At 42.7% G+C, this 13,118-nt stretch carries 11 protein-coding genes; all 11 read left to right on the top strand.

All coding sequences use genetic code 11. From position 1 onward, the window contains the following. On the top strand, positions 1 to 861 hold an 861-nt coding region (locus GXO76_12935), incomplete at its 5' end, for a sigma-54-dependent Fis family transcriptional regulator (GenBank protein ID NOY78762.1). 47 nt (positions 862 to 908) lie between these two features. Further along, positions 909 to 1,313 carry a response regulator gene (locus GXO76_12930; GenBank protein ID NOY78761.1) on the top strand — a complete coding sequence of 135 codons (405 nt, stop codon included), beginning with the start codon at positions 909 to 911 and terminating at the stop codon, positions 1,311 to 1,313. A 301-nt stretch (positions 1,314 to 1,614) separates the two neighbouring features. Continuing rightward, a complete protein-coding gene (locus GXO76_12925) occupies positions 1,615 to 2,736 on the top strand; it encodes a hypothetical protein (protein NOY78760.1) in 1,122 nt (373 codons plus the stop codon). Positions 2,737 to 2,793: 57 nt separating this feature from the next. After that, on the top strand, positions 2,794 to 3,498 hold the full coding sequence (locus tag GXO76_12920) for a cytochrome c3 family protein (GenBank protein ID NOY78759.1): 705 nt from the start codon (positions 2,794 to 2,796) through the stop codon (positions 3,496 to 3,498). A 146-nt stretch (positions 3,499 to 3,644) separates the two neighbouring features. Continuing rightward, positions 3,645 to 4,622 carry a hypothetical protein gene (locus GXO76_12915; protein ID NOY78758.1) on the top strand — a complete coding sequence of 326 codons (978 nt, stop codon included), beginning with the start codon at positions 3,645 to 3,647 and terminating at the stop codon, positions 4,620 to 4,622. A gap of 135 nt (positions 4,623 to 4,757) precedes the next feature. Continuing rightward, positions 4,758 to 5,345, top strand: a complete 588-nt coding sequence (locus tag GXO76_12910; protein NOY78757.1) for a hypothetical protein — start codon at positions 4,758 to 4,760, stop codon at positions 5,343 to 5,345. Between the two features lie 5 nt (positions 5,346 to 5,350). Next, positions 5,351 to 7,315 (top strand): hypothetical protein, encoded by a 1,965-nt coding sequence (locus GXO76_12905; GenBank protein ID NOY78756.1) that lies wholly within the window; start codon positions 5,351 to 5,353, stop codon positions 7,313 to 7,315. Positions 7,316 to 7,479: 164 nt separating this feature from the next. Continuing rightward, complete coding sequence (locus GXO76_12900) at positions 7,480 to 8,307, top strand: 3'(2'),5'-bisphosphate nucleotidase CysQ (protein NOY78755.1); 828 nt, start codon at positions 7,480 to 7,482, stop codon at positions 8,305 to 8,307. A 382-nt stretch (positions 8,308 to 8,689) separates the two neighbouring features. Beyond that, on the top strand, positions 8,690 to 10,882 hold the full coding sequence (locus GXO76_12895; protein NOY78754.1) for a PAS domain S-box protein: 2,193 nt from the start codon (positions 8,690 to 8,692) through the stop codon (positions 10,880 to 10,882). Positions 10,883 to 11,182: 300 nt separating this feature from the next. Continuing rightward, a complete protein-coding gene (locus GXO76_12890; GenBank protein NOY78753.1) occupies positions 11,183 to 11,614 on the top strand; it encodes a hypothetical protein in 432 nt (143 codons plus the stop codon). Then, complete coding sequence (locus GXO76_12885; protein ID NOY78752.1) at positions 11,604 to 12,905, top strand: hypothetical protein; 1,302 nt, start codon at positions 11,604 to 11,606, stop codon at positions 12,903 to 12,905. The genes GXO76_12890 and GXO76_12885 overlap by 11 nt, the downstream gene beginning before the upstream one ends. The last annotated feature ends 213 nt before the right edge of the window (positions 12,906 to 13,118 follow it).

Raw genomic sequence — 13,118 nt, 5'->3', positions numbered from 1 at the left:
ATTCAGGGAGAAAGCGGAACGGGCAAGGATTTGCTGGCCCGAATCATTCACTACCAAAGCAGACGGTCAAATTTCCCGCTGGTTGAACTCAATTGTACGGCTGTCCCGGAAGCCCTTCTGGAAAGTGAATTGTTTGGATATGAACGGGGTGCTTTTACCGATGCCCGGAAAATGAAACGCGGATTGTTTGAAATCGCCAATAAGGGTACTATTTTGCTTGAAGAAATTGGCGAAATTCCCCTGGCCATGCAGGTGAAACTGCTGAAGGTTTTGGAAGACCGGCGTTTGAGAAGAATCGGGGGACTTAATGATATTCCAATCAATGTACGAATAATTACCACCACAAACCGGGATTTGATCGCTGAAACGAAAGCGGGAAATTTCAGGACGGACCTTTTTTATCGGTTAAATGTAATTACGCTGATCATTCCTCCCCTGCGCGAACGTAAGGACGATATTATCCCTCTTGCGGAATATTTTCTCAACCGCTTTAATCATCAATTTCATAGAAATGTCAAAAGCATTTCAAAAGAAGCCGAAAAACTCCTGTTAAATTACAGTTGGCCGGGAAATATCCGCCAGCTTAAAAATGTTCTGGAACGTATTATGATTCTTGAAGATACAGAAGAATTAAAACCCGAACATCTTCCCTATGAAATTCAATCCTATACACAGGATGATATGTTAAGCCGTCCGCTTATAAAACTGCCCCATACCGGTTTATCACTTCAGGAAGTAGAAAAAAACCTCATCCGTCAGGCATTAAGTTATACGGAAGGAAATCAGGTAAAAGCGGCAAAATTGCTTGGAATCAGCCGGGATGCCCTTCGACGAAAAATGGTAAAATTTAACTTGTTGTGAAATGGCATATTTCTTGCACGTATATTGCAAAAAAAAGCCATTTTAAAATGAAAATTTTACTCATTGAAGACGAAAAATTATTACTGTGGTCTCTCAAAAGATCTCTCACCCGGGAAGGGTTTGAGGTGATTGCTGAAGATAGTGGAGAGAAAGCGTTTGCCTGGTTGTCCAAATATACGTTTGACTGGGTTATTACGGATTTTCGGCTGCCGGGGCTCAATGGATTAGAGGTCCTGCGGGAGGTTAAACAGTGTCAGCCAAACGTAAAAACCATGCTGATTTCAGCATTTGGCTCTCCTGAGTTGCGTAAGAGCATGGAAGCAGACGGAATTCTCTGTTTTTTGCCAAAGCCTTTTAATATTGATGAACTTATTAAAATCCTCCGAGAAACATCATTCCATAAGATCAAAAAGGATCGCTTTTTTTCACCCTTGCTTTTTATCTTCAACTAATCTGCGTTTTTGCCAAGAATAGTGTGCGAATATGAACAGTGTTTTGTGTGGAAACGCACATTTGATGGCCATTCGTTTCAATTCCCATTCAATTGCGACCCGTAATCCCCCGGATAAATTCATCAAGTATAACAATATCAACCCCCTTCCTTAACGAACACACAGCGGCAGGGAATATACCGTCTGTTGGCATTAATTTTGCAATAAAGCGGTAATAAATGAGAATTATTACTATTATTTTTCTATTTTTATTCGAGAATTATGGGACTGGAAATACGAGGATTGACGTGTGGTGAAGCTGATGCCAAATAGAATAACCCGGCGTTTAACGCTTTTTATGTTGGCCATTTTAACAATAGGCATGTTCATGATGGGATGTGCAGGGACTCGTCCGGCAACCGAGAAAAATCCGGCCGATTTTGTCTGGCCCCTTCCTCCTGATCAGCCGAGGATCCGTTTTGTCCGAAGCATTCATTCTGAATTGGCTCTGGGACAACGGGAGCGGTCGCTTGCAAGAAAAATCTTTGAAGCCATATTTGGCAGACCCCGCTTAATTGCTTTGAAAAAGCCCTTTTCAGTAAATGTGGACAAGTGGGGGCGTCTTCTGGTTGTGGATACGGGCTGGCACAAAGTTCTGATGTTTGATTTTAAGAATAAAAAGTTAACGTTTTTGGGAAGAAGCGGTATCGGCATGCTGTTGAATCCGCTTGGCGTGACCTCTGATAATAAGGGAAATATTTATGTTACCGATGCGGATGGGAAACGCGTGATTGTTTATGATCCCACCGGAGCGTTTCTAACGGCATTTGGAGGCCAGAATATATTAGACCGTCCATCCGGAATTGTGGTCAATTCAAAACTCGGCTATATTTATGTGGTTGACACCTGGGCCCATCAGGTAAAGGCATTTGACCGCCGAAATGGGAAACTATTATTTGTTATTGGCAAAAAGGGTGAGAAATTCAAGAATGTTCCAAAAGGAAGCCTGGATGAAGTCTGGAACAGAAGCAGTGAAAAGGGTGAATTTCGGTTCCCGACAAATATTGCAATTGGGCCGCATGGGAACATTTATGTGGTCGATACGATGAATTTTCGCGTTCAGATCTTTGATCCGAATGGAAAATTTATCAAGAGTTTCGGTCAGATCGGAAACACTCCAGGAACATTTTCCCGGCCAAAAGGAATTGGGCTGGATAGCGAAGGCCATATTTATGTAGCTGACGCTGCTTTTAATAATGTGCAGATATTTGACCAGGATGGTAAAATTCTGCTTGCTTTCGGTAATTTCGGCTCCGGTATGGCTGATCTTCGACTTCCTGCAGGCCTCTGTATCGACAGTCGCCAGCGGATTTATGTTGTTGATCAGCTTAATCATAGGGTACAGGTCTATCAATATTTATCCAACAAGGGATCAAAGGAGTAATATTGATGGACACTTATAATAATTCCACGATAAATTCTACCAAAGGGAGGTGAAGAAATGAAGAAATTTTTTGTTCTGTTTGGCGCCCTTATCCTTGCGTTTGCATTTACATGGCAAGGGACTAGTTACGCCCAATTCGGGAACAAAGTTGCGGATACTCCGCATAATTTGCGCAAGGCTACAAAAAACGGTATGGGTCTTACGGACTGGGGTGGCATTTGCGTATATTGCCACACCCCCCATAATAACAATACGGCAATTGAGGCGCCTTTATGGAACCGTAGTGCTCCGGCTGGACCGTACACCATGTACAGCAGTCCATCGATTGATATGACGATTGCCAGCTCACCGCAAGGCGTTTCTCTGGCATGTCTGTCTTGCCATGATAATACCATTGGATTGGATCAGGTGATTAATGTTCCTGTTGCGAGTAATGATTCTCCTTCAGGAACAACGATTAATTCCTGTTCACAGAATTGTCATACCCGTTCAAATCATGTGGCGGGTTTGAATTTTGAAGGGACAAATATTGGTACGGATTTAAGGAACGATCACCCGATTTCGATTACATACGATCCGAGTGTCGATCCGAAATTTAATCCGGCCTCTAATGGGAAAGTTGGAAATTTGCCCCTGTATGGATCGAATCATGATCAGGTGGAATGTGCAACATGTCATAATCCGCATGACGAAACAAATCGTCCATTCTTGAGAGTAAGTAATAGCAACAGCGCATTATGTTTAACGTGTCACAATATCTAATTCCGTTTCTGTGGCATTTATTGCGTTTGAAAACGAGTTGTATTTTTGTTGAACATTATCCCTTGAACAGACATCCAACCGGAGCGAAAGTATTAGAGGGGTGAGGCGTTACCTCACCCCTTTCAATTTTTAAGAGGAATTAGCAGATGCAAAGACAAAAATTAAAGTCCTTTATCATTCTATGCGGGATTGTTTTGTTTTTTATTCTTTCCCTGGTCAACGCACAGGCCAAGAAAAAAGTGGTGGCCACGGTTAATGGAGTAAAAATCACAAACCGTGATTTATTGGAGGGAATCAATCAAAAACTGCCTTTAATTTCTGTTCATAAGGTGATATCCAAACAGAAATATCAGGAAATCCAGCATCAGGTCCTTAACCAATTGATTGATGATGAATTGTTATATCAGGAAGCAAAGAGGCTCAAGCTAAAAGCCGATGAAGTGGAATTAAATAAGCATATCAACTATATGAAAAGTGCTTATCCGACCCAAAAGGCTTTTCGTGAGCAATTGGCAAAAACTGGTCTCAGCTACAAAGAATGGATTAATAAATTAAAACGGCGCCTGTTGATTAATCAAGTACAGAAATTGGAGATAATGGATCAGGTTTCGGTAACCGATAAAGATGTACGCAGATATTATCAGGAACATAAGAAAAAGTTTTTTGTACCCGCGCGTTTGAAGGTATTACATGTCCTCATATCGGTCGATCCCGGCTCTATGGAAGCGGGCTGGAAAGCGGGATTGAAACGGGCTCAAAAGGCGTATAAGAAACTGCTGGCAGGTGAAAAATTTTCCAAGGTCGTGAAAGAATTTTCAAGTGATTCCACAAGCCGTGCCCGGGGAGGGGATATAGGTTGGGTTCATGTCGGACAACTGCTTCCGGAACTGGATCAGGTTGCTCAAAAAATGAAAATTGGGCAAGTAAGCCAGCCCATTCGTACGATTTACGGGTATCACATTATTAAGTTGGTTGGCCGAAAACCGGGCAAACAGTTAGCCTTTGACGAAATAGATCAAAAGGAATTAAAACAAAAATTGCTTCAAAAGCGGATTGAAGAACGCAGGGAGAATCTGCTGAAACAGCTTAGAGCAAAAGCGAAAATACATATCGTCAATCCGTAAATTGAGAATAGGCTTCTGAGTGAGGTTGTCAAACAGGGAGGACGATCTTAATTTTGATTCCAAGTTTCTTTTATCTCTATCAAAACGGAACATAATGTGTGTAGTTAGAAGATTTGCCGGGATAGGTAATTGACAATGAAGCGTTTTTTCCCACAATTCAGATATTCGACGGGGCTGATTTTTATTTTGTTGTCCGGTAGTTTATTTCTGTTCCAGTGTACCCCTATTGCCAGACATCGCATTTTGAGCTTTTTTTTTGACGGGGTTCCGCCCTTAAAACAAACACAAAATCTGCAAGGGAAAAATGGCAACAGTCAATCGGGAGTATCGTCTAAAACGGCCGCTGCCGAAAGCCTATCCGTGGCACAGCCGGTGTTCTATTATCATCCCCAAACGGGCGACAATCGCTGTGATGCCTGCCATAATGTGAGCCAGTCTTATCACCTCATTGCGTCTCCGGATAGCCTCTGCCTAATGTGTCATGATGACAAGCTGGATGCGAAATATGTACACCCGCCCGTTGAAGATGGAGAGTGTCTGGAGTGTCACAATCCGCACGGATCAAAAAACAAGCATCTGGTATTGGAAACAGGCCAGTCCCTTTGTTTCAAATGCCATGATCAATCGGAAATAATGGATTCGGAACACAAAGTTATTGGAAAAGAGCCCTGTACCATGTGTCATAATCCGCATAATTCAGATAATCAATATTTTTTAAGGTAGCGATTATGGGCGGACTATCCAGTAAAAAAATAATTGGTTCCGTTCTATTTTCAATTCTAAGTTTGGGTGTGTATTCGTCTCTGTTTGCTCAACAGGTTGCACTATTTCATTTAAATCGATTTACGGGTACCCTGCGGCTTCAATACAGAACGGAACGAAGGATAGAACCTCAATATTCGAAAAGACCCTATTACAGAGAGGTTTTCGACTTACGTAACAAGGGATTTGTTATCAATCCGGCCGTTTTTTCATTTCAATGGATTGGCAATTTAAGTCTTTCGCAGGAACATTATGTTTATAGGGATTTTAAGCAGTACTCCAAAGCCAGGTTCTTTAACAACTATCTTTCAGGTTTGTTTTTTAGCAGAAGTGCTTATCCCACTTCGTTCGTTTTCAGCAAGCTCAAAAATGTCACCGATACGGATTACGGCGGTCGAACGTCCTACAATATTAACCGCTATCAAGCGACTACAATCATAAATAAAAAATTCATGCCTTCTACGCTTATCGTGGGTGCGGAAGAAATGCGTGAAAAATGGTCGAGGATAGACTGGTCCACCCAGCTTCATCAACTCCGGCGCACTCTTCAATATGAGGGTCAAAGGGGAGAAAAATCGAATATCAGTCTCAGCTACAACTTGTTGGACATCAAGGACCGCATTTATGCCGATCGGAGTTTTACATCCCATAATGCCCACATAAATTTTATCCGTTATTTTGGTCATGATTCATCACAAACCTGGAACGGCGGGGTTCGGTTTTATCGCCGGCGGGGGCTTCGGAATTATGAGAATATAAGGACATTTCAAACGATACAACTAAAACACAAACACGGTTTTTCCAGTCAGTATCGTTATAGTATTTCCAATATCCGTCTCAAAAATTATTCATCCTTATTGCAATCAGCATTTTTTGCCCTGAACCACCAACTCTATTCCAGCCTGAACACGACGATTGGTGCAGGGGGAACCTCTGCCAAATTGACGGACGGCAGGGAATCATCCCGGGCGTTTAATGGGGGAATCAATTATAACAAGCATATTCCATTTTCAGGAAATTTGCGTATTGTGTATAATCGCGCCTACTCGGTGGAAGATCGGAATCTAAAAAATATCATACAAACCGTTGTACGGGAACAGCACGTTTTTATAGGGGATTTTCCGGTATTCTTTAATGAAAGAAATATTATTGTTTCAACAATTGTTGTTTATAATGAGCAGGGCAGCATAATCTACGAAGAAGGTGAAGATAAGGATTACATTATTCGCACGGTTGATGATTTGGTTGAGATTTACCGCAACCCCTTGGGACGAATACAGGAGAATCAAAGAATATTGGTTGATTACCAGTTTCGAACCTTGCCCTCCATGAAATATTCAACAAATACCACTATTTTCAATATGGGCGTTCACTTTAAATGGATATCGTTTTACTATCGGATCAACCACCATTATCAGGACTTATTGAGAGGGTCAGCGGAAAAGAGAGCCCTTCTTCAAAATATGCTTATCAAAACAATTGGCCTCAAATTAACCCGGCGTGGAAATACCTGGGGCACATCACTTTTTATTGAACGGATCATTCGGGAATCCAATCTGGTGGCCTATCGGCTGCTGGAAACGCGCAATGTTTCTTTTTTACAACTGAATCAAGTTTTGACCGTTTCATCGAAACTCACTTTTTCCCTGTTTGATTACAGTCATGTCAATAGAAATATCAATATCTACAGCGCTCGTCCCGAGATCCGGTGGTATCCCACCAACCTGTTTTCAGTGAAAGTTTACGGCGAACTGCGCCTTCGGCAAGATTCCGCCGGGTATGACCAGTTTATACTCGATTTGGCCAGTTTTGCTCAGTGGTCCTGGAGGGTGATGAAATTGCAGTTATCTTATCACCGCCAGACCTGGAAAATTGGCCCTCGCAGGGTAAAAATAAACCGCTTCATAGTGAACTTTGAACGGTATTTCTAAAAGTTCCGTGGGCCAAAAGGTTTGGCCTTGACACTTCAGTGAATATTCCGTATATTCCAATACTTATTCTCCAAAAACACAGTCGGGTTCACCCTCGATAACAAGTGAATAATCCTCGATGAAACAATTGACAACACAACCCAGGAATTTAAGGAATCCATTAAATGAATTTGGACATGCGTTTAGAAGCCGCACTTTCCGCCGCAAGGCAGGCAGGAACAATCATTCGGAGAATTTATGAGGGCGATTTTACGGTTGCTTACAAGGACAAGGAGGCCGATGACCCGGTTACATTGGCTGATCGGGAATCTGACAGGAAAATCAAGGACATCCTGCTGAATATTTTTCCTGATGATGGCTGGCTTTCGGAAGAAACCCTGGATTCCGAGGAGCGGCTCACCAAAGAGTGGGTCTGGATTGTCGACCCCATGGATGGCACACGCGAATTTGTGAAGCACATTCCCGAATTTGCGATCTCTATTGGATTGGTCAGAAAGGGGGAACCGGTTTTGGGTGTTATCCTGAATCCCATAACGGAGGAGCTGTTTACAGCGGTTAAGGGAAAAGGGGCCCTGCTCAATGGAAAGAAAATTCAGGTCAACTCCATTTCTTCAGCACGCGATATCAGGTTGCTGGTCAGTCGGACCTATACCCAAAAAGGCAAATTGGACTGGCTCCGCAACCATTTTGCGAATTTTGTCCCATTGGGCAGTATCGCCTACAAAATGGCTGCCGTTGCACAGGGCAGGGGGGATGCGGTAATCAGTTTCCACCCGCAGTACGAATGGGATGTGTGTGCCGGAGATATTCTGATTCGCGAGGCAGGCGGGGTATTTTTGCTTCCAGATGGCCGGCCCATTCGGTACAATCAGAAAGATGCACACCTGCCCGCCGGAACGATCGGCTGCCCGAAATCACTGGCTGCCGAATTGGTGCATTTTGTCCAAACCAATTGGAACCGGATAGAGAAAGGGACACAACGGGCTTCCTAAAACGTTGTGCGGGAACCGGATATACGGAGGCAGTCAATGCGTTTGATCCGAAAGGACTTTCTGCTTTTTTCTGCATAATTTAAGTGAGTAGAGCCCCGCATGTCCCGTTTTCTGAAAAATCTGCTGCCGTGACTGGCGTTTTTGGCATGATCTGTTTTCTGCTTCATGCTGTTTTTATTAACAATAGCAAATTTCCCCGAAACTTATTAACCTTAGGTCAGTTGAAAAAGTGAAGTGCGTGTGCATCCGGCAGAATAGGGATTTGCAAATGCCCCGAAAGTCGGTTTTTCAAACGCCATACTAATCCGCAGTGTTTACGGCAGTTTATATCCGAACCCTGATAGTACACTTATTTCTTTGATTTAGTGGGAGCAAGCAAATAATGTTTCAGAATATAAGAATCCGGACAAAAATATTTTGGGCGATCTTCCTGACAGTCACTATTTCAATGATTACCGTTATTTATATGATCCATTTTCATTCGGAAAAACAAATTGTAAACGAATATGAACAAATTGCCATAGAAGATGGAAAAGGTAAGGCCCGCGCTCTTTCCAATACGTTTTCCCATTTTGAGAGAATGGCCAATCAAATTGCGCGATCCATTCCTGATATTTCCCGCTGGAAAGACTATCTTTCCAATAAATATGACATTTTTCCTGAAATTAAAAGGGTCTTTGTGGTTGACAATACCGGCACGATTCTTTTTCAGATTCCGGACAGTACCCGTTCTGCACCCTTTTCAGGGGATTCTTTGCGCCTGCTGTTTTCAAACTTGACGCCTAACCGGGAAATCTTGCGTTCATTGCCCAATCAGCTAAGTTCTCAAAAAAGTATTCTTATTTTATCTCGCATAACAAGATTAGACAAGAAACAAACTCCTATTCGCGTCCTGTTGGAGGTGGATATCCCCTACATTTTTAATTCCGTTCTGAATTATCCAAGTGAAAAAAGAATGATTCATTATTATTTTGTCAATCGGGAAGGAACAATTCTTTTTACGGGTGACGCCGAAAAAGTGGGCCGAAAAATTTCGACTATCGGACCATTTAAGAATCTGGATCGGGAAATGGTTTTGAAAATGTTTACGGCCGCGGGTGTTCGCCCATTTGAAATTCTGGATAGAAAAAACAGGACGTTCATTTTTCAAGAACCACTGGAATCCGGGCAATTCGGGATTGTTGAGGAAGAGAATCTCTCGCCGATCCTCAAGGGATTCCAGCCTAAACCCGGATTCATGGGTCTTTTTATTGCCCTGAATCTCCTGATTATCTTTTTGATTAGTGAACTTATTGCAGCCTATTTTTCCAGACCCCTTCGTTCCCTGGTTACAGCGCTTGGTTCGTATCAAAAGAATGGGATACTCCCTTCCCTAAGCGATTTCAGAAACCGCCGGGATGAATATGGGATTTTGGCGCAGGAAGCACGGGGTTATATTGAGGAGATTGAGAAAAAAAATCAACAGATTCAAAAAACGCTCGACCAACTCAGAATCTCTGAAGAACGCTATTTTCAATTCCTAAATCACTCACCCAATATGATTTTTGTGGCACAAAACCACAAAATTATTTTTGTAAATACAAATGCAACGAAAATACTGGGCTTGAAAATAGAAGACAGAATAGATTCCCTGAATGCTCTGATGTTTAAGAATCTGCAGGGACGAATGTACCCGTTGCTCAACATAAGCGAAACGTACGATCGTTTTCCAGTGGAAGGAACATTATTTCTCGATACAAAGGATTTGCCGGTTTTGGTGTATTATTCCAAATTCTCGTATGAAAATACCGATCACGAACTGTTTATTCTGGTGGATGTCAGCCGGGTTAAGCAATTGGAAATTAAAGAAAAGCAAATGGAATGGAAATTGATTGAATCCAACCGATTGGCCTCCATCGGAATCTTGGTTGCCGGGATTGCTCATAATCTGAATAATCCTCTGAATTCGATTATTGGCTTTACTGAGATCCTGAAAATGAAATATCCGGATGAAAATGAAATTAATGCGATCCTCAAAGCAGCCAATCAAATGGAAAAAACGGTTTTGATGGTTACAGATCGCAATAAAAAAGAGATTATCGATCAAAAAATGCCGGTTCAGCTAAATGAACTATTGGCCGATTCCCTTGAACTTCTGGAGATGAATTATCAGTTTCGTTATCAATTGCAAAAGTTCACAGATTTCGATCCAAAACTGCCTCCGGTATTTGGACGCTACAGTGATTTTGTCATCAGTCTTGAAGCCTTTCTGTACAATGCGGTGGAGGCGATGGAAAAAAGCGAAGAAAAAACACTCACTGTGTCCACAAGGGCTGTTGACAAGGGAATTCAAATTACGATAAGTGACACGGGCGTTGGTATCGCAAAGGAAGATCTGGATAAAATCTTTCTTCCATTTTTTACAACCAAGGGCTTTCAAGACCCGAATGATAACCGTCGGAGTTACAATACGGGTATGGGCCTGTTTATGGCATACCGCTTGTTGGAGACGTATGGAACCACAATTGATGTTAAGAGCGAACCCAATAAGGGGACCACATTTATCATCACAATTCCAATTCATTCCAACAGTTGACCGAACGGCGCTGTTTGAAAGTATGGGAAAAATCAACATTCCTCTTTTTCACCGATCCTATCCAAGTAATGATGTTTCAAATGAAACATATTGTTAAAAATACTGTTTCAGGCCTAATTGACTAATAATTTTACAATTAAGGATCACCAAAAATCAGGTTTAACAGTATGTTTCAAATTTCCCTTCTCCAATGAAGACCGGAATAGCTTGTAACACGATAAAAAACAATATATAATACCTTTGGTACATTTCTTGTTAGTTTATCACAGGATATTATTGTCTAAAAACAGGATTCAACTGATGAGTGAAATGCTCGGGAATCAGTATTTTATTAACGGGCTCTACCAAAAAGCCATTCAGGCTTATGAGGCGGTTTTGGAGCAGGAGCCGCACAATCAGGATGTACTGGTTCATTGCATTTTGGCGGAATTGAAAGTGGCGCTTTTGGAAAAAGCTCTTGTTCATTACCTTCAGTTAATAGAGATTTGCCCCGATAAAAAAATGATGGAAAATGTCTATTTAAAGCCGATTTGCTTGGAGGTACAATCAGAAGAATCGCTTTATAAAGAGGAATCGGACAGGCGTCTTGCAAGGGCTATTTTGGACGGTCTCTGTGGCCGCCGGGATAAAGCAAAAGAAATCTTTAAATCACTGAAAAACAATTTTGTCTATTCACCCAAAATACGAGCGCTCCTTAAACGAATGGAAGAAAGGCCAAATCATGTTGAATAAGGAATGGTTGTGGGCTGTGCCGGCGATTCTGCTGATGATGGTTGTAGGATGTTCCAAGCGGGAGCCCATTCCATCAAAACCCCTAAATGTATCCATTGGGTGTGTGGATTGTCACACGGATCAGGCATTGCTAAAGAAGGTTGCCACGCCAGAGGAGGCGCCTTCCGGTGTGGCAGATGAGGGCCTGGGCGGCTCGGTGACCCCACTGGCACCGTGGGAAAAGGTGTTGGTCACATCGGAATTTTTTGAGGGAGTCCACGGGAAAATCGCCTGTGTAGGATGCCACAAGGGCCATCAGGAGGCAACAAACAAGGATTCTGCCCATGTCGGTTTGGTGGCCGATCCATCTGAGGATGCACAAACCTACTGTGCAGGATGTCATACAAACATTGTGGAGCATGTCCAAAAGAGCATTCATTTTAATCAAAATGGATATTTTACGCTTTTCAGAGAACGGGCCGGTTTCTCGCTTAAAGATAACCCCGGCTTAATGCAGCATTTTAAGAAGGATTGTGGCACCTGTCATACCACCTGCGGGCAGTGTCATGTGAGCCGGCCGGCCAGCGTAAAGGGTGGATTTATTATGGGACATGCCTTTCGCAAAGAACCGGATATGATCAACAACTGCACGGCTTGCCACGGAAGTCGTGTGGGCGAAGAGTATCTGGGACAGCATGAGGGTTACCAGCCGGATGTCCATTGGGTATCCGGTAAAAAACAGTGTTTGTTCTGCCACAAGGAAGATGAATTACACGGCACGGGCGTTGAATCGGATACGCGTTACGCGGTACCCAATTCACCCCGCTGTGAGGATTGTCATCAGGATAAAGCCACGGCAAACATTTATCATTTCATGCATTGGAAAGATTTTCAATGTCAGGTCTGCCATTCACAGGATTACAAAAACTGCAATTCGTGCCATGTGGGTGCCGGGGGATTGGCTGAACCGCCGTACATGTCGTTTAAAATTGGAAGAAATCCGATTCGCTCGGCCGAACATCCCAAAAAGTATGTCGTCGTGCGCCATATTCCTGTTTCCCGAGACAGCTACGCGGCCTGGGGTGTTTCCGATTTGGCAAACTATAATTCTGTACCCACCTGGAAATACAGTACACCACACAATATTCAGCGCTGGACAGCCCGGACAGATACCACGGGAAGCGGGGGTAATTGTGCGCTAAAATGCCATTCAACCCGTAGTTTTTTTCTGAGAAAAGCTGATGTGGCTCCTGATGAATTGGAGGCCAATAAAAACGTAATTGTTCCGGCAGATATTCCGCCAAAACCGTAAAGTCATACAAAATAAAAACAAAAATAAGGAGGTTTGCATATGAGCTGTGAAAATAGATTGATAATGCGAATAATCTTTATGCCGTCAATGGCAGTTATGGGGAAAGGGTAACGGAAAGATGCGTATACGATCAATAGCCTGAAAATGACATTCGATAATGAGGTCAGATAATTCAAGCTTCGGTTTATTTCACTCGGAGCTCACTGTTACTTA

Source organism: Calditrichota bacterium (genome assembly GCA_013151735.1).
Classification (GTDB): Bacteria; Zhuqueibacterota; JdFR-76; order JdFR-76; family BMS3Abin05; genus BMS3Abin05.
The sequence above is the reverse complement of the archived record's forward strand: the minus strand, read 5'-3'. Positions and strand labels throughout refer to the sequence as shown.